This window comes from Brevibacterium pigmentatum (genome assembly GCF_011617465.1).
Lineage (GTDB): Bacteria > Actinomycetota > Actinomycetes > Actinomycetales > Brevibacteriaceae > Brevibacterium > Brevibacterium pigmentatum.
Genome location: NZ_CP050153.1, coordinates 3489558 through 3506286 on the forward strand (window position 1 = coordinate 3489558; position 16729 = coordinate 3506286).

16 protein-coding genes are annotated in these 16729 nt (G+C 65.2%); 7 read left to right on the forward strand and 9 right to left on the reverse strand.

Features of this window, described 5'->3' with window-relative positions; all coding sequences use genetic code 11:
• Positions 1-215 precede the first annotated feature (215 nt).
• Positions 216-1379: a CobW family GTP-binding protein gene (locus tag GUY30_RS15890; protein WP_167199681.1), complete on the reverse strand. Its 1164-nt coding sequence runs from the start codon at positions 1377-1379 to the stop codon at positions 216-218.
• 196 nt (positions 1380-1575) lie between these two features.
• Between GUY30_RS15890 and GUY30_RS15895 the strand changes: the two genes are divergently transcribed.
• On the forward strand, positions 1576-1977 hold the full coding sequence (locus tag GUY30_RS15895) for a Fur family transcriptional regulator (protein WP_167199684.1): 402 nt from the start codon (positions 1576-1578) through the stop codon (positions 1975-1977).
• A 105-nt stretch (positions 1978-2082) separates the two neighbouring features.
• Here the strand turns inward: GUY30_RS15895 and GUY30_RS15900 are convergent, their stop codons facing one another.
• Complete coding sequence (locus tag GUY30_RS15900) at positions 2083-3108, reverse strand: GTP-binding protein (protein ID WP_167199687.1); 1026 nt, start codon at positions 3106-3108, stop codon at positions 2083-2085.
• 69 nt (positions 3109-3177) lie between these two features.
• Between GUY30_RS15900 and ykgO the strand changes: the two genes are divergently transcribed.
• Entirely contained in the window at positions 3178-3300 is a 123-nt protein-coding gene (gene ykgO, locus GUY30_RS15905; protein WP_039212194.1) for a type B 50S ribosomal protein L36, read from the forward strand.
• Here the strand turns inward: ykgO and mobA are convergent.
• Positions 3281-3886: a molybdenum cofactor guanylyltransferase gene (mobA, locus tag GUY30_RS15910; RefSeq protein WP_167199690.1), complete on the reverse strand. Its 606-nt coding sequence runs from the start codon at positions 3884-3886 to the stop codon at positions 3281-3283. The genes ykgO and mobA overlap by 20 nt on opposite strands.
• Positions 3887-4029: 143 nt before the next feature.
• On the opposite strand from mobA, the gene GUY30_RS15915 reads away from it, so the two are divergent.
• Complete coding sequence (locus tag GUY30_RS15915) at positions 4030-5754, forward strand: amidase (RefSeq protein WP_167199693.1); 1725 nt, start codon at positions 4030-4032, stop codon at positions 5752-5754.
• A gap of 4 nt (positions 5755-5758) precedes the next feature.
• Here GUY30_RS15915 and GUY30_RS15920 read toward each other — a convergent pair whose 3' ends face one another.
• Complete coding sequence (locus GUY30_RS15920; protein ID WP_167199695.1) at positions 5759-6493, reverse strand: DUF998 domain-containing protein; 735 nt, start codon at positions 6491-6493, stop codon at positions 5759-5761.
• A gap of 99 nt (positions 6494-6592) precedes the next feature.
• On the opposite strand from GUY30_RS15920, the gene GUY30_RS15925 reads away from it, so the two are divergent.
• Both GUY30_RS15925 and GUY30_RS15930 read left to right on the forward strand, forming a co-directional pair.
• Complete coding sequence (locus GUY30_RS15925) at positions 6593-7366, forward strand: isocitrate lyase/PEP mutase family protein (protein WP_167199698.1); 774 nt, start codon at positions 6593-6595, stop codon at positions 7364-7366.
• A gap of 67 nt (positions 7367-7433) precedes the next feature.
• Positions 7434-8195, forward strand: coding sequence for a VOC family protein (locus GUY30_RS15930; RefSeq protein WP_167199701.1), 762 nt, complete (start codon positions 7434-7436; stop codon positions 8193-8195).
• Positions 8196-8311: 116 nt separating this feature from the next.
• Here the strand turns inward: GUY30_RS15930 and GUY30_RS15935 are convergent, their stop codons facing one another.
• Positions 8312-10450 carry a RecQ family ATP-dependent DNA helicase gene (locus GUY30_RS15935; protein ID WP_167199704.1) on the reverse strand — a complete coding sequence of 713 codons (2139 nt, stop codon included), beginning with the start codon at positions 10448-10450 and terminating at the stop codon, positions 8312-8314.
• Between the two features lie 51 nt (positions 10451-10501).
• Positions 10502-10975, reverse strand: a complete 474-nt coding sequence (locus GUY30_RS15940; RefSeq protein WP_039212163.1) for a membrane protein — start codon at positions 10973-10975, stop codon at positions 10502-10504.
• Between the two features lie 145 nt (positions 10976-11120).
• Between GUY30_RS15940 and GUY30_RS15945 the strand changes: the two genes are divergently transcribed.
• The gene (locus tag GUY30_RS15945) at positions 11121-11726 is read left to right on the forward strand and encodes a TetR/AcrR family transcriptional regulator (protein ID WP_062241002.1); all 606 of its coding nucleotides are present in this window, start codon (positions 11121-11123) and stop codon (positions 11724-11726) included.
• Between the two features lie 105 nt (positions 11727-11831).
• Here the strand turns inward: GUY30_RS15945 and GUY30_RS15950 are convergent, their stop codons facing one another.
• Positions 11832-12731 (reverse strand): ArgP/LysG family DNA-binding transcriptional regulator, encoded by a 900-nt coding sequence (locus tag GUY30_RS15950; protein ID WP_228281470.1) that lies wholly within the window; start codon positions 12729-12731, stop codon positions 11832-11834.
• Positions 12732-12801: 70 nt separating this feature from the next.
• On the opposite strand from GUY30_RS15950, the gene GUY30_RS15955 reads away from it, so the two are divergent.
• Positions 12802-13401, forward strand: a complete 600-nt coding sequence (locus GUY30_RS15955) for a LysE/ArgO family amino acid transporter (RefSeq protein ID WP_228281472.1) — start codon at positions 12802-12804, stop codon at positions 13399-13401.
• Between the two features lie 178 nt (positions 13402-13579).
• On the opposite strand, the gene GUY30_RS15960 is transcribed toward GUY30_RS15955, so the two are convergent.
• Together GUY30_RS15960 and GUY30_RS15965 are read right to left on the reverse strand one after the other, a co-directional pair.
• Positions 13580-15757: a YhgE/Pip domain-containing protein gene (locus GUY30_RS15960; protein WP_167199710.1), complete on the reverse strand. Its 2178-nt coding sequence runs from the start codon at positions 15755-15757 to the stop codon at positions 13580-13582.
• Between the two features lie 40 nt (positions 15758-15797).
• A complete protein-coding gene (locus GUY30_RS15965) occupies positions 15798-16655 on the reverse strand; it encodes an ATP-binding cassette domain-containing protein (protein ID WP_167199713.1) in 858 nt (285 codons plus the stop codon).
• Positions 16656-16729 lie beyond the last annotated feature (74 nt).

The window sequence follows — 16729 nt, forward strand, 5'->3', positions numbered from 1 at the left end:
GATGATTCTCACTGCTGTTCCCGGCAGGTCGATCATGCCCGTTCGGCGGATCACGTTTCGACCCTAGAAGCGGTCACAGGTCCCCGGCGCGGGTGTTGACCTCCAGACCACCCTTAGGAAACACGGAGGGAAACCGGAGGATTACCACTCCCCGTACTACCTCACGGCGGCCCAGCAACCTCGCGCGAGGTTGCTGGGCCGCCGTGAGGTAGTAACTACGCGTGGAGGCGGACGTGGTTGAGGAGGCGTTCGGAGCGGTTGCTCCCCTGTGCATTGGCTGTGGCACCGCTGTTGAGGGCGGCGGTGAGCGTGGCTTCGGCTGCCTCAGTGTCGAAGTCCTCGCCGATGACGACGAGGACGCTGTCCGCATCCGGCCCCTCACCGTCTCCCACGTTCGAGGATGGAGCCTTCGGTGCGGGTCGGGTCGCCTCGGCGACGTAGACATTCGGGCCGACCGCCTGCACGACGAAGTCGCGCTGACCGGACCCCACGGCCACGCGCACGGTGCCCTTCACCCGGTACACCCCGGACGGGAGATCCTCGACGAAGTCCATCACCGCGTCCGGATCAGCGAGTCCTGTACCGGTGACGGTCACCGACTGGGCGTGGCGGTGGTGTGCGGATCCATCCTCAACCCCGTCGTCACCGAGCTCTCCGGCGGCCTCGGCGTAGGCCTGACGCAGCAGTTCTCGGATCGGCAGTTCGGGTTGGATGGGGTCCTCGCCTACGTCGAAGCCGCCTCGGCGGGGGTCTCGCTCTCCTTCGCCCGGGTCGAAGATGAGGGTGGGGTCGAGGCGGGCGTGGTGGGTGCCGATGACGAGGACGCGTGGATTGCGTTCATGAACGCGGGCGCGGACGGCGTCGACCGTGGCGTCACGGTCCGCGACAGGCACCTGATCGAGCTTGTTGACCAGCACCAACGTCGTCGCAGCGAAGCGCAGAGGCGGCAGAGAAGAGGTGTCGACGGTATCGAAGTACATGGTTGCGTCGACGACGTCGATGACCCCGCCGAGGTGGAACCGGTGGTGGCCCATGCGGGTGATCATGCGCGCCAGGGTCAGGGGCTCGGCGAATCCGCTGGCTTCGACGATGATCGCATCGAGGCGCAGACCAGGGTTCGTCATCGCCACGAGGGCGTCCTCGAGTTCGGAGTCATCGGTCAGGCAGCACACGCATCCGCCCGAGATCGACAGCGGTTCGTCGACTTGGCCGACGACGAGTCCGGCGTCGATGTTGAGGTCGCCGAAGTCGTTGACGATCACCCCGATGCGGGCGTCGGGGTGGCGCAGGAGGTGATTGAGGAGGCTCGTTTTTCCGGCGCCGAGGTAGCCGGTGAGCAGGATGACCGGGATCGCAGGTCTGCGTTTGGGTCCGCTCATGGTGCCTCCTCGGTGTTCGTGCCAGGCGGTTCGACGGCGCGGACCCTGCTATCAGCACGGGGCCCAGTGCAGCTGTGGGACGAACCGCCCGTTAATGGTAACGTGTTTCATTATTTCTCTCGCATATGCACGTTCATGCATATGCGCCTGCGACCGGGACGAGAAGTTCAACTGGGACGACAAGGGAGGACTCCCCATGGCAGCTCCGCAGAAGAAGACGCGCAGCACCGCGCAGAAGGCCCTCATCCGCTCTGCCCTGGAAACCGAGACCCGCTTCGTCTCTGCCAAGCAGCTCCACCGCCGCCTCGAAGACGAAGGCGCAAGCGTCGGCCTGGCCACCGTCTACCGACAGCTCAATGCGCTCGCACGCAGCGGCGACGCCGATACGATCACGATCGCTGAAACCCAGCTCTTCCGCGCCTGCTCGCAGACCGAGCACCATCATCACCTGGTCTGCGAGCGTTGCGGAACCGCTGTCGAGATCGACCCGCCGAGTGAGGACTGGATGCGTCAGATCGCGGCCTCGAACGGCTTCGAGATCACGCATCACGTCTTCGAGATCTTCGGCTTGTGCGCCGAATGCCGGGCGGCCGGCTGAGAGCCAGTTTCGGTTATCAGCCTGGTCAACCGGCACCAGCCTGGCACAGGAACCGAGCTGTTGCCGGTTCACCAAGCCGATGCTGCGCCATCGAGACGGCTCACCTCACCCTCGGTGCACGGAGTCCCACGCGGGGAACTCGTCGGGATACCCCAACCAGGCCATCGGACCTGCCAGCAGCTCGGCGTCGGTGAGGACGGCCCGGTCGAGCGCTTGGCACAGCCCCGCGTCGTCGAGGTCGAAGCCGATGAATGCGAGATCCTGTCCGAGCGCCAGGAGTTCCGCACCCCCGCCGGGAAGCGGATCGCCAGGTAGTGGATCGGCGGATAGCGGCGAGAGCGTGAGCAGAGTGCCCGCCTGGTCCCAGTGCGCTGTCACATACGGTCGGGAAGCGAGCTTCGCAAAACCCGCAGAACGAACAATGCGTCCCCAGCAGCCCTCGCCGATCGCGGCACCCAGCACTGCCTGCAGTCTCTGCGGATGAAAGGGGCGGGCCTGTTCGAAGCGGCAGGCGCGGACACTTCCCGTTCGGGCCGGGGGCCGAAATTCCGAGTTGAGAATCGCCGTCCACCCCGCAGCTGGTGGTCGGTGCCCAAACTGCCAACACACCGGCTCATGCACCGCGCCTTCGCACAACAGAAAGCGCCTGGCCTCGGGTGCCAGGTGCGCGATCAGCCCGATGGCCCCCTCGATCCCACTCGAGTCGGCAGTGCCCGGCGCCAGCAGAGCCAGGGTCGAGGCGAATTCGATCTGCGCGACGAGGGCTCCGGCGCGTGCCTCCGAGTCGAGATCGCTGTGCAGGCATGCCAGGTCAACCACGCAGACGAGGTCGGTGAGCACGGCTCTGGTGTCGGGAGCACTCAGGGCTCCGATGATCTCGGCGCAGTCTGCGCCGTCCCCGTATTCGAGGACGAACCCGTGCATCCCGGAAGTCATGCCGACCAGATCGACGAGGCGGTCGATCGCCTCGATGCCCTGCTCGGTCTGCTCGGCGGGCACGAAGACATAGCCACGGTCCTTGGCCAAGCTCATCGCGTAGCGTCTGCGCTCGACCGCACAGAGCCCGACGACGGCGATCGCTGCGATTTCGTCGATGACAGACTTCCGGCCGCGCTCGGCTGATTCCCGCATTCGCTTCCCTTCGATCGAGAACATAGTATTGGCCCTAATGATACTCATTCTCATTAAGGAGTCACGCTCATGAAAGTTCGTCGTTCTCTCCGGTCGCTGAAGTCCCAGCCCGGTTCGCAGGTGGTCCGCCGCCGCGGACGCGTCTACGTCATCAACAAGAAGAATCCGCGATTCAAGGCCCGCCAGGGCTGAGTCGGGCGCGAATCGCTTCGAGCTGGGCTGCGGTGTCGAAATCGCTCACCACGTCCGGGCCGACGGCGACCACGGCCGGGTCGAGACCGGCGAAGAGCAGCTTCACCGCCCCGTCCGTCGGGTCGCCGATGCCGGACAGACGGGCACGGAGCAGCTGGGTCGGCCAGGCCGCGCAGAGGAACTGCGTCTTCCCTCGATCGTCGGTGCCCGCGGCCGGACGTCCGGTGGCCCGACAGATGGAGATGAGATCACCGAGGTGGCTCGCCGTGATCATCGGCATGTCCCCAGCCACGACGAGAGTGACATCGGCCGACTCCGCCGGGAACGCCGCCGCTGCGGCCGCGATCCCGGCCAGCGGGCCCGCAAACTCAGGCTCTTCCCGGACGACGCGGACGCCTTCCTGCTCCGAGGAAGAGAGTCCGTCTGCGGGGCCGGCCACCCACACTGCGGCGTCGGCTGCCGCACCACGGATGCTCTCCAGAATCCGGGAGATCGTCGGCCGTCCGTCGACCTCGACACCGGGTTTGTGCTCGCCTCCGAAGCGCCGCGAACGACCGCCGGTGAGAATGATCGCGTTGACCGTCATGCCTCGATCGTACCCATCACGAACACCTCATTCGGCAGCCCGCGGACAACGAAATCCGTAGCCCATCCTCGGCGAATCGACGCTACTCTGGGCAGGAACACACCCACATCGCGCACGCACCGTCGAGTGCCCGGAGGAAGATCATGTCGAAATTCGATGTCGTCGAAGCGTCCATCGCCGATCTGCGAGCCGCACTCGACGACGGTCGCACCACCTCGGTGGAGCTCGTCGAGGCCTATCAGGATCGGATCGCCGCGTACGACGGCCCCGAGACCGACACGAAACTCAACTCGGTGATCGTGGCCAATCCGCAGGCCCTCGCCGAGGCGGCTGCCTCCGACGAACGGCGCGCAGCCGGTAAGACGCTCGGCCCCCTCGACGGGATTCCGTACACCGCGAAAGACAGTTATATGGTCGCGGGCCTCACCGTGGCCTCCGGATCACCGGCCTTCGCCGACCTCATCGCACAGAAGGATGCGTTCACGATCGAACGTCTGCGCGCCGGCGGCGCCATCTGCTTGGGGCTGACGAACATGCCGCCGATGGCCAACGGCGGCATGCAGCGCGGACTCTACGGTCGCGCCGAAAGCCCCTACAACGCCGACTGGCTGACCAGCGCCTTCGCCTCCGGTTCCTCGAACGGTTCGGGCACGGCCACGACGGCGAGCTTCGCAGCCTTCGGCCTCGGCGAGGAGACCTGGTCATCCGGTCGCGCCCCGGCCTCGCACAATGCGCTCATCGCCTACACACCCTCGCGCGGGGTCATCAGCGTGCGCGGAAATTGGCCGCTCGTGCCGACCATGGACGTCGTCGTCCCCCACACGCGCACGATGGCCGACCTCGCCGAGGTCCTCGACGTCATCGTCGCCGACGACGGACAGACCCGGGGAGATTTCTGGCGCGTCCAACCGTGGGTGGACGTCCCGAAAGCCAGCGCCGTGCGCCCGGACTCCTATTCCGCGCTGCTGCCCGGATCGAATGAGGCCGCACGGTCCGTGCTCGCCGGCAAGCGCCTCGGTGTGCCCAGGATGTACATCAACGCCGACGATGAGGCGGGCACGAATCCCGACGGCGGGATCGGCGGACCCACGGGGCAGCCGGTCGTTACCCGCGCCTCGGTGATGGAGGCCTGGGAAGCTGCCCGGGCCGACCTCGAAGCGGCCGGTGCCGAAGTGATCGAGACGGACTTCCCGGTGGTGAGCAACTACGAGAGCGACCGTCCCGGTGCGCCGACGATCGCAACGCGGGGGTTCGTCACCGCCTCCTACCTCGATCGGGAGATCAATGACCTCTCGTCGTGGGGATGGGATGATTTCCTCGCCGCGAACGGCGACCCCAATCTCAACACCCTCGCCGAGGTGGACGGAGCCTTGATCTTCCCCCACCCGCCCGGTGCGCTGCCGGATCGCTACGTCGGGTTCGACGATGACATCGCCACCTATCCTGAGCAGGTGCGCACGAATCGCTACGCCTCGGTCACGGAGATCCCGGAGCTCGAATCCGGTGTGCGTGGGCTCGAGGAGACCCGCCGAGTCGACCTCGAGGAGTGGATGGACGAGCAAGGCCTCGATGCGGTGATCTTCCCGGCGATGGCCGATGTGGGGCCGGCCGATATGGACGTCAACGAAGCGTCTGCCGATCTCGGTTGGCGCAACGGCACATGGGTGGCCAACGGCAACCTCGTGCCCAGACATCTGGGCATTCCCTCGGTGACGGTGCCGATGGGCACCATGTCCGACACCGGGATTCCCGTGGGCCTGACGATCGCCGGACGCGGCTGGGACGATTCCGCGCTGATCGAGATCGCCGCGGCGTTCGAAGCAACCGGTTCCCGCCGGCAGGTGCCGGCGCGGACTCCGAGGCTGTAGAGCTTCAACGCCCGGAGGCGAGTTCGCGTTTTCGCCTGGAGGCGTCGCGCAGCTGCATCCATCCGGCGAGGATGAACCAGATGAGGAACGGGTAGGACGCGGCTCTCTCGACGATGCCTACCGGCAGGTTCCAGATATCGGGAGCGGCCAGGAACAGTGCTCCGGCGAGACCGAAAGCGCCCAGTCCGAGCGTGAGTCCACCGAATGCGACGGGACCGATCCAACGTTTCTCGGGCCAACGGATCAAGGCGATGCCCGCCGCGAGCAGACCGAGATTCTGGATTGCGGATCCGCCGAAACCGAAGACAGCATGCAGAGTCGGATCGATATCGGCGGGGACCATCCCGGTTCCGGCCAACAGCATTCCGCCGGCGGCGAGCAGGAAGGACCCGCACCTGCCCCAGCGACTCGGGGCGATCCAGTCGTGCCAGATGAAGGCGATGATCGCGAGCATCGATCCGGCGATGATGGAGACGCCGTTGACGAAGGGATGAGCCGGTGAGCAGACCTCGATCGGGGTTCCGACGTCTCCCCAGTCCCCGCATCCGGTCATCCCCAGATGGCTGATGGGCTGCTGAGTGAACGAATAGCCGCCTTCGGACATCAGCGCCGCGGGAATCTCGATGAGGATCGTGGCAATGCCGGCAAGCACGGCGAGGAGTGCCCATACCCGCTCGGGTTTGGGCGAAACGCGGATGGTGCCCGAACCGGCCACCTCTGCTCCTCCGTACGGCGACATCGGATGTTGTTCACGCTATCACTGCGTCTGCCTGAAACCTTCTGGTGAACCAGTCCGACCCCTGGCGTGTCGAGGCACAACAGTGGAAAAGTATTGACCATGGTCGATTACACGGTTCTCGCCGAACGCGCTTTCACCCTTCTGCAGGGACATCACCAGGACGAACCTCTCGTGCTGCCGACCGTCTGGGATGCCTGGTCGGCTCGTGCGATGGTCGATGTCGGTTTCAACGCTCTGAGCATCGGATCGCACCCGCTCGCCGATTCGCTCGGCCACGGCGACGGTGAGCAGATGACGCTCGAGCAAGCGCTCGAGGGGATCTCACGGATCACCTCGGCGGTGGATGTTCCCGTCACCGCGGATCTCGAATCCGGATACGACACCCCCGCTCCCGAACTCATCGCCGGCCTCCTCGATGCCGGAGCGGTCGGTGTGAATATCGAGGACACGGTCCACAGTCGGGGCAGTATGCGCAGCCCAGAGGAGCACGCCGAATACATCTGGAGCCTGCGCCAAGCGGCCGAGGCTCAACGGGTCCACGTCGTCATCAACGCCCGCACCGACGTGTTCAAATATCCCGGCGACTTCGAAGACCCCACCGCCGAGGTGGTCCGACGTCTCCGTCTGTGCACCGATGCCGGCGCGGACTCCGTCTACCCCGTCCGTCTGCCCGATGTGGGCACACTCAAGTCGATCCTCGCGCAGATCACTCTGCCGCTCAATGTCACCGCGCATCCGATCAAGGGCGCGGTGCCCGAAGAACTCGACCTCGCCCAGCTCGCTGAGCTCGGGGTCGGGCGCGTGACCTTCGGTCCACTTCTGCAGGCGGCGCTGACCGACTGCTTCGCGGATTTCACGCGCGCCTGGCAGTAGGGTCGTCACCCTGCGGTCGGCAACGACAACTGCAACTCATCTCCACCCCACCAATTGAGGAGAAGCAATGCCTGTCAACCCCCGCGAGGGCCAGCCCATCTGGATCGACTATGTCTGTCAGGACTTCGAGGCCGCCCAGAACTTCTACAATCAGCTCTTCGGCTGGGAATTCACCGACATGGGTGAGGAATTCGGCCACTACCACATGATCACGAAGGACGGAGGCAACGTCGGCGGCGCCATGCGAGCCATGAACATGGACGGCACCCCGAGCCCGGAGATGCCCACGGCCTGGTCGACCTACCTGCACACCGGGGACATCGCCGGAGTCCACCAAGCGGCACTGGACGCCGGGGCCACCGATGTCGTCGGCCCCATGCCTGTCGGTCCGCTCGGACAGATGGCCGTCGTCGTCGATCCGACGGGATCGCCCATCGGCATGTGGCAGCCCGGTGAGTTCTCCGGCTTCGATACACCGCTCGCCCCGGGAACCCCCGTGTGGTTCGAACTCATGACAACGAACTATCAGGCGGCGAACGATTTCTACGGCAAGGTCTTCTCCTTCGACATCACCCCGATGGAGGGCTTCCCGTACTCAACCCATGGTGACGGTGACAACGCTGTGGCCGGAATCTGCGATGCCAGCGAATGGGCACAGAATTCCTACTGGCGCACCTACATCAACGTCGAAGACGCCGATGCCGCGGCCACGAAAGTGACCGAGCTCGGCGGCAAGGTGCTCGCCGGCCCCGAAGACTCCCCGTACGGGCGGATCGTCACGGTCACGGACCCGGAAGGGGCGACGTTCCAGCTGCAGCAGAACCCCTGAGTTGAACCGCCGCGGCGGCGGCGATTCCTCCGCCCAGGGCTCGGGCTCGAGGAATCGCTGCCGTGGTGGTTTTCGCTGTCGTGCTCCGCGATCTCAGGCCCGCAAGGCGAGCGCGTTCAGGCCCGCAGCGCAAGCGCGAATGGCAGCACCGAGGTGGCTCCTGCCCTACGCAGCAGTCGTGCACAGACCGTCATCGTCCACCGGGAGACGACCTCGTCATCGACGAGCAGCACTGACTTCCCGGCCACGACTTTTTCGACCTCAGGCGGGACGACGAAGGCCTCATAGAGGTCTTTGACGCGGAAGGCACTGTTGACGTCCGGCGTGCCATGGTCACCGACCTGAAGCAGCTCACCCCCATCGACAAGTCGGCCGGCCGTTGCGAGATTCGCGGCCAAGGATCGCACCGTCACGGGACGGCGATTGCTCGGGATCGACACGACCACCTCGGGCCGTGTTTTCCAATCCCACTGTGCCAAGACCTCGAGGCACCACTTGCCGATCTGTCCGGGCACCTCGGCATCCGGAGCATCTGGGGCGAGGAACGCCCGAAGGGTCTGCCCTTGTCCGAGGTCGGACAGACGCGCGATCGCACGCCCCTCCTCGGCGAGCTCTTCCGCCGGGATCCGACCCCTGAGCGGAACCCCGATGTTCGCGAGGCCGCTGGGCCAGGTGCTGCGCGGTTCGATCGGCAGGCCGATCTTGTGGAGGTTCCCGGCCGCGACCTGGCGCTGTTCGTCGGAGATCTCGGCGGAGAACCACACACCGGCGCAGTTGTCGCAGCGGCCGCACGGCTGCGGATCGGGATCGTCGAGCTGACGGATGAGGAACTCCATTCGGCACTGCCCGGTCGCCTCATAATCGAGCATGGCCTGGGCCTCTTCCGCTCGGACGGCCGCGACCTTCTCATATCGTTCCCGGTCATAGTTCCACCCGTGCCCGGTCGAGACGTACCCGCCCTTGACCTTCGACACCGCATCTTCGACTTCGAGAGTCTTGAGCAGCAGATTCAGTCGGGATCTCTTGGTTCCGACCAAGGTCTCCAAGCGGGCCACGGACAGGGGGCCGTCCGCCTCGGCGAGGGCCGCGAGCACGGCGTTCGCGTCGTCCTGGTTGGGCATCGACGCGGTCGCGAAGTACTCCCAGATCTGTTCGTCTTCGGCGCCGGGCAGCAGGAGCACATCGGCGGAGTCTGTGGCACGGCCGGCACGACCGACCTGCTGGTAGTAGGCCACGGCCGAGGACGGCGCGCCGATATGGACGACGAATCCGAGGTCGGGTTTGTCGAATCCCATTCCCAGCGCCGAGGTGGCCACGAGCGCCTTGAGGCGGTTGTCCTTGAGCTGCTGTTCGAGTTCGGCGCGTTCCTCGGCATCTGTCCGGCCCGTGTAGGCGCGGACCTCGTAGCCTTGTTCGCGCAGCATCCGGGTGATGTCTTCGGCTGCGGAGACGGTGAGCGTGTAGACGATGCCGGACCCTGTGAAGTCGTTGAGGTGCGAGGACAGCCAGGCGATGCGTGCGCTGGCGTCGAGTCCGCTCAGGACACCGAGGCGCAGGGAGTCGCGGGCGAGTTCACCGCGGACGACGGTGGTGTCGTCGCCGAGCTGTTCGGCGACGTCGGCAACGACGCGGGAGTTCGCTGTCGCGGTCGTCGCGAGCACCGGGGTGTTGCGCGGCAGTTCGGACAGGATGCGTCCGATGCGGCGGTAGTCGGGGCGGAAGTCGTGCCCCCAGTCGGAGATGCAGTGGGCTTCGTCGACGACGATGAGGCCGAGGAAGGCGAGCAGCTGCGGCAGCACTTCGTCGCGGAACTGCGGATTGTTCAGCCGCTCCGGGGAGACGAGGAGAACGTCGAGGTTGCCGGCCTTGAGGTCTTCGAGGACGGAGTCCCATTCGGTGACGTTGGAGGAGTTGAGGCTGGCGGCGCGGACTCCGGCGCGTTCGGCTGCGGCGATCTGGTCGCGCATGAGTGCCAGCAACGGAGAGATGATGAGGCTCGGACCAGTGCCGGAGGCCCGGAGCATGCGGGTGGCGACGAAGTACACGGCCGACTTGCCCCACCCAGTGCGCTGGACAACGAGGACGCGCTTCTTCGCCTGCACGAGGTCGCGGATGGACTCGAGCTGGCCGTCGCGGAACTGCGCATTCGGGCTCGCAGTGAGCTCGACGAGGATGCGCTGTGCCTCGATCGCGAAGTCGTCTGAATTGCTGTGCGAGCCGGCCGCGGGTGGGGATGTCGGGGTGGATTCCGTCATGGGGCCAGTCTAGGTGGAGGGTCTGACACGGCTGGACGGGCCGACGTACCCTCAGCGCAGCGCGAGTTCAATACCCAAGGTGGCGAGCACTCCGAAGAGGACGCCCCAGAGGATGATCGAGATGACCTGCCAGAAGGCCACGACATTGCGGTTCGCACCGAAGCCGACCATCGCGGACGAAGTGATCTGCGAGGGCAGGAGTGTTTGGCCGAGCAGCGAAACTCCCGGCACGCCGAACTTGTCGAACATGCGCTTGAGCCGCTGTCGCTTCGGCTTCTCCTCGACCTCCTTATTCTTCGTCGCCTTGTCGCGGATGGCACCGGCCCCATAGACGAAGGCGAGCATCGAGATGACGTTGCCGATGACGGCTACGAGGATGGCGACGACGGGGTGAAGTCCGATCGCGACGCCGATGACAGCGCCGAAATACGACTCGACGAAGGGGATGGCCGAGACGAGCAGAACGCCCGCCCATTGCAGCCAGTCGGGAAAGTTTCCGGCGAATTCCTGCAGACTGTCGATCATGAGGGCTCTCTCTTCTTCCGTTCGGGTCCTCTGGTCGGGTCAGCACACTGTTCCTGCCGCGCCTTAAACGCTTTGGCACACCGTACTAGTACAACGTACTATACACTGATCGAAAGCATCGTTGTCAATGAAGCGAGGAGCTCGGTTGTCGAAGCGAGACGAGATCATCGCCGCGGCGATTCGCCTGGCGGAGGGGTCGCAGCCGGGGCAGGCGAACCTCAGCGTGCGTGCTGTGGCCAAGGAGGCGGGAGTCGGGGCATCGACGCTGCGCCACTACTTCCCCACCCAGGCGGACCTCCACGAGGCGGTCGCGCTGCGCTCCATCGACACCGTCATCAATGACTTCTCCATCGCCGATTCGAGCCGTGCACCAGCCGATCGTCTCTATGAGTGCTGCGCCCAATTCCTGCCGACTCATGAGCATCGGGATGTGCAGCTCGAAACGTGGTTCTCCATGCACTTGCATGCGCTCGGAGCCGAGAAGCGCGCCGTGTCCCGTCGACTCCTCGAACATGGCCACCGGGTCACTTATGACAGCCTGCATCGGTGGCTGAATCTGCTCGCCGAGGAGGGGCACCTCGACCCCACCGAGGTGGCCCCGACCGCCACAGCGCTCTTCACCACCGTCGACGGCATCGCCCTGCATTCGATCATCTCGCCCGAGACGATGACCGTCGACGCCGCGCATGAGCAGGTGAAGTGGACGATCGACAAGCTCCTCAGCTCCTGGTCGCCCCACAGCACCTCTTAGGTGGTCTTTTTGGTCACGCTCTGCTCGAATTTCTGTGACCATTTCGCCCACCCAGTGCGCCGAGAAGCGGCTCAATAGAAGGCAACCGCACCTCTCGTCACCCGATCACCGCATCGCGGCGGCCGCGCGACGCAGCGCCTCGGTCAGTCGGGAGAGCTTGTCAGAGGCCAACGTCCAGTGGTGCCAGTACAGCGGGACGTCGATATGCGGTTCGGTGCCGATCTCGACAAGGTCGGCGTCGAGACCCTCGAACTGCATGAGCGGCACCATCCCCCAGCCGAGGCCCGCCTCCACTGCGGCCACGAACTCCGCCGATCCCGGCACGACCGACAGCGGCGGCCGCCCATCGACTCCGCACCGGCGGAGGAACTCGAACTGCAGGTCATCGTCCTGCCCGAAGTTCACCATCGGCAGCCTGGACAGATCCGCCTCGGTACCGGTGGAATGCCGATCGAACAGGGAGCGCTCGGCCACGGCGACGTAGCGCATCGTCCCGAGCTCGGCTACGGTCGTCCCGTATCCGCCAGTCGCCGTCGAGGTGATCGTGCCGAGCACCTCGCCCGACGCCAAGAGCGGCAGCGCCTTGTCCTGATCGACCATCTCGATGCGGAGGACGACGTCGTCCCAGCCGGCCGCCTCGGCGAAGATCGGGCGGAACCACGTCGCCATCGAATCGGCATTCACCCCCACCCGGAGCACGGTCGGCTCGCTCCGCCCAGCACCTGATCCGCCCGATCCAGGCGAATCGGCGTCGATTCCGTGCAGCCGGTCGAGCGCCTCGGACTCGAGCAGCTCGACCTGCCGGGCGTAGCGGAGAATCGCCTGCCCCGCCTCGGTGACGGTGATCGGGTTCGTTCGTCGGATGAGCACCTGCCCGACGCGGGACTCGAGTGTGCGGATGCGCTGGCTCGCCGCCGAGGCGGTGATGCCGAGAACGAAGGCCGCCCCCTCGACGGTGCCTTCGTCGACAGCGGCGGCGAGGGCTTTCACGTGATCGATGTTCATGAAGCAATTGTGCATCAGATGCATATTCTGTTGTTTTTCTTCTGACTTGTCGGTCTCTACTGTTGAGTCCGTGCTCACTCATCTCGTCACCGGACTCCTCACCGGCTGGTCGCTCATCATCGCCGTCGGCCCGCAGAACGCACTCCTGCTGCGGCAGGGGATTCGGCGCGAGCACCTCGGCGTCGTCGTCACCATCTGCATCGTCGCCGACGTCCTGCTCATCGGCGCGGGCACGGTGGGAATCGGGGCGATCGTGCTTCTGGCACCGTGGGCACTCGAGATCCTGCGCTGGCTGGGCGTGGCCTACCTCCTCTGGTTCGCGTGGACGAGCCTGAAATCAGCGCGCGAGGCCACCGGGCTGAAGGCGGACACTCATCAGCGGACCCTCAAATCCGTCATCCTCACCACTCTGGCGCTGACGTTCCTCAATCCGGGCGTCTACATCGACACCGTCGTCATGCTCGGCAACCTCGCGAACCAGCAGGGTCCGGGCGGAGTCTGGCCGTTCACGTTCGGGGCCATGCTCGGCTCGATCAGCTGGTTCCTCGTCATCGGCTACGGCGCCCGCGGACTCTCCCGCTACCTCGCTCGACCGCGCGTGTGGCAGGTCCTCGATGTCGTCATCGCGATCGTGCTCGTGGTGCTGGCCGCGCGGCTGGCGCTCGGATAACGGGCTGCGCCGAGGCGGCCGAGGCTCTACGGCCGTGCTCGAGCAGAGAGCTGCGACACGATTGCCCGCATCGCTGAACCCGTTTTCCTGGTCGATCCGCGTCGGTTAGGGCGCGGAAACCACTGCGGATCGACCAGACAATTCAACTTAACGACTGCTATAGGCCCCGCGCCCCGGCCTAGAGCTCCAGACTCGGGTGGAGCTGGGTGAGTGTGACCATGCGCTTGCGGCTGCAGACCATAATCGTGGCGACCAGACAGATCCCAGTCATCAGCAACAACACCACGGCCGCTTGCGCTGCGATGAACATGTCGCCACCGGCAACCAGGGTGCGCAGACCGTTGACCGCATGCGTCATCGGCAGGAACGGCGAGATGATCTGGAAGATCGTCGGCGCCGTCTGCACCGGATAGGTTCCGCCTGCCGAGGCGATCTGCAGCATGAGCAGCACCAGGGCGATCAGCCTGCCGACCCCTCCCAAGGCCGCGACACACAGTTGGTGCACGGAGTGGAAACAGGCCGCCACGAGTATCGAGAACAACAGCGTCCACACCCACGCTCCGGCCGAGAAGTCCAAGGCGAAGGTGAGGATCGCATAGAGGACTGCGACCTGGGCGATGCCGAAGAGCAGCCCCGGAACGTAGCCGGCCCAGGCGATCCGCGACGAGCTGGCCGATGAGAACAACGCCCGGCACGGGATAGCGTTGATCACCATGTAGGTGATCATTCCGCCGATCCACAGGGCCAAGGAGACGAAGAACGCGGACAGTCCCTCGCCATAGGCGTCGACGGCGTTGTCCTTGACCTTGTCCGCGTCAACGGGAACAGCTACGACATCCGAACGATTCTCCCGATCCTTCTTGTCGTAGGTCGGGATCTGCTCGAGTCCCTTCTCCAGACCGTCGGCGAGTTCTCCGGAGCCGTCGTCGAGTTTGCCAGCGCCCTTGTCGAGTTCCTTCGACCCGTCGACGAGCTGAGCCGATCCGTCCTTGAGATCACCGGCTCCGTCCTTGGCCTTCGCCGTGCCGTCCTTGAGCTGGACGGCTCCGTCGTGGAGGTCACCAGCACCCTTGGCAAGCTTTCCTGCACCGGCATCGAGTTTGATCAGCCCGGAGTGGAGGTCATCAGCACCGGTCGCGACCTTCTGAGCGCCGTCGTCGAGCTGACCGATCTTCTTATCGGCCGTGCGGATCTTGTCCATCACTCCGTCGACCGCGTCGGTCAGTTTGTCCTCGAGGCTCTTCGCCTCGTCCTTGGCATCGGAGGCGCGCTTATGCGCGGAATCGAGGTCCTCGCCAAGGCTGTCGGCATCCTCGGCGAGCTTCTTAACGTTCGGGTCGTCCGGATAGTCCTTCTGCAGCCGCTTGATCCGGTCGTCCATGTCCCCGCGCACGGTGGTGCGGGCATCGTCGAAGTCCCCTTCGGCGCGTTCGAGCTTGGGGCGCGCTCCGTCGACGACATCATCGGCCTTGCGTTTGACGTCCTCGGCCTTCTTCGTGGCCTCGTCTGCGGTATCGCGCAGTTCGGAGGTGCCGTCGGCGACCTGCCCGGCGCCGTCGGCGAGTTTCTTCGAGCCGCCCTTCGCCTCAGCTGTGCCCTTCTTCAGATCAGAGGCACCATCGGCCAGGTCGCCGCTGCCCTTCTTCAGCTCACCAGCACCTTTGTCGAGGTCGATGAGACCGGTCTGCAGCGTTCCGACGCCCTTGTCGAGCTTCGTCGTCCCGTCGACGAGCTCTCCGGTGCCGTCGTGGAGCTGACCTGCTCCGTCGTGCAGTTCGGACGCACCGTCCGCGGCCTTCTCCGTCTCAGAGTGGATGTCGTTGAATCCGAGATACACCTGGGTGACGTACTCGGCCGTGGTTGTCTCGCTCAGTCCCGACTTGATCTCGGAGAGGATGGTCCCGGCCAACTGTCCGACGATGAAGTTGTGGGCATCGTCGGTGCGCAGCCGCAGCCCTGCCTGCTCCGGATCGTCACCGCCTGTCGACACGAGCATTTCCGAGAAGTCCGAGGGGACTTCGAGGATCGCGAAGTACTTCCCCTCGGCAAGCCCCTTGTCAGCCTCCTCCTGGCTGGTCTCCTGCCAGTCGAATCCGCCTTCGCCCTTCGGCGTGATCTCGTCGACGAGGTCATCGCCGGCGTTGAGCCTCTCCCCGTCCGAATCGGGCTTCTCCGCGCCCGTATCCTCGTTGACGATGGCCGCCTGCAGTTTGTCGAGGTGGTCGGTCGGGTTCCAGTTCGAGGCCAGGTACAGGCCGCCGTAGATCGACGGGATGACGATGATGACGATCATCGCCAGTCGCGTGATCGTGTGGCGTTTGAACCGTGAGAGTTCTAACCAGGGCAGGGAGAACATTCGGGAATCTCCTCGGATTCGTGTACGTGGGGCAGGAAGTTCAGTGTTTGGACCCGCGATGAGCGGGAGGGTGGGGCGGCAGTTCGAGGTCGACAATCGACGGCTCCGCGCGGGAGCCGAGCGACCTGGTGGCGATGTCGAGTTCGCTCGAGTCTTCGCAGGAGACGATGACCGTGAGCAGGTCCTCGGGATCCCGTGATCTGCGCAGCTGCTGGTAGATGAGGATCCCGGCCCAAGCGCGGGCTCGGTCAGCGGATTCTCGCAGGTAGTCGATGTTGTCGATGACGACGACGGGTGGACGGCTGAGGCTCGCCAGTCCGAACTCGAGGAAGAATTTCTGCAGTTCGCTCAGTTCGGAGACGAATACCTCTCCGTTGTCGTCGATGAGGAAGTCCGCGCGCTGGGCGTCCTGTTTCGAAAAGGTCCCCGGCGGCAGATCATCGATGAGCTCCGTAGCCGTGGTGAAAGCATCCCGGAACAGGCCGATGACCTCGCGTAATGTCGACTTCGACGCCCACGGCTTATACCAGGGCTGCAGCATGATCTGCCGTTCGGCGACGTGCTGCGCGACCGTGAAATCGTCCTCAAGGTCCGTCAGTCCGCCGATGTGTCCGACCGCGACCTGTCCGCGTACCTTGCGGGCCTGTTTGCGGATATCAAGATCGCCGAGGCGGCCCTCCCCTGCCGAGACTTTCATCCTTCCAGCCAGGGACAGGAGGAAAGAGGTTTTGCCGCTGCCGGCAGGTCCGCGGACGACAGCGACGGCACCTGTCGGCACCTCGAGGTCGATATCGGTGAACACATCGCCCTGTTTTCCGGACAGAGACCAACCGCGCAGCGAGACCGCTGGCGCGTCGATGTCGGCGTCCTCGGCGAGAGTGTCCGTTGTGCTCTCCATAGCCATGGCTCCCAATCGTCTGTGCCCGCTTCGATCCGGTGCACGCCGGATATTTCTGCATCGCGCAGGTGACT

What these genes read in the sequence shown, in the direction of transcription:
- GUY30_RS15925 (WP_167199698.1), top strand. Translation starts at nt 6,593, where the DNA reads ATGGTCGATTACACGGTTCTCGCCGAACGCGCTTTCACCCTTCTGCAG.
- GUY30_RS15915 (WP_167199693.1), top strand. Translation starts at nt 4,030, where the DNA reads ATGTCGAAATTCGATGTCGTCGAAGCGTCCATCGCCGATCTGCGAGCC.
- mobA (WP_167199690.1), bottom strand. Translation starts at nt 3,886, where the DNA reads ATGACGGTCAACGCGATCATTCTCACCGGCGGTCGTTCGCGGCGCTTC.
- GUY30_RS15920 (WP_167199695.1), bottom strand. Translation starts at nt 6,493, where the DNA reads ATGTCGCCGTACGGAGGAGCAGAGGTGGCCGGTTCGGGCACCATCCGC.
- GUY30_RS15895 (WP_167199684.1), top strand. Translation starts at nt 1,576, where the DNA reads ATGGCAGCTCCGCAGAAGAAGACGCGCAGCACCGCGCAGAAGGCCCTC.
- GUY30_RS15950 (WP_228281470.1), bottom strand. Translation starts at nt 12,731, where the DNA reads ATGAACATCGATCACGTGAAAGCCCTCGCCGCCGCTGTCGACGAAGGC.
- GUY30_RS15890 (WP_167199681.1), bottom strand. Translation starts at nt 1,379, where the DNA reads ATGAGCGGACCCAAACGCAGACCTGCGATCCCGGTCATCCTGCTCACC.
- GUY30_RS15965 (WP_167199713.1), bottom strand. Translation starts at nt 16,655, where the DNA reads ATGGAGAGCACAACGGACACTCTCGCCGAGGACGCCGACATCGACGCG.
- GUY30_RS15935 (WP_167199704.1), bottom strand. Translation starts at nt 10,450, where the DNA reads ATGACGGAATCCACCCCGACATCCCCACCCGCGGCCGGCTCGCACAGC.
- GUY30_RS15900 (WP_167199687.1), bottom strand. Translation starts at nt 3,108, where the DNA reads ATGCGGGAATCAGCCGAGCGCGGCCGGAAGTCTGTCATCGACGAAATC.
- GUY30_RS15960 (WP_167199710.1), bottom strand. Translation starts at nt 15,757, where the DNA reads ATGTTCTCCCTGCCCTGGTTAGAACTCTCACGGTTCAAACGCCACACG.
- GUY30_RS15940 (WP_039212163.1), bottom strand. Translation starts at nt 10,975, where the DNA reads ATGATCGACAGTCTGCAGGAATTCGCCGGAAACTTTCCCGACTGGCTG.
- ykgO (WP_039212194.1), top strand. Translation starts at nt 3,178, where the DNA reads ATGAAAGTTCGTCGTTCTCTCCGGTCGCTGAAGTCCCAGCCCGGTTCG.
- GUY30_RS15930 (WP_167199701.1), top strand. Translation starts at nt 7,434, where the DNA reads ATGCCTGTCAACCCCCGCGAGGGCCAGCCCATCTGGATCGACTATGTC.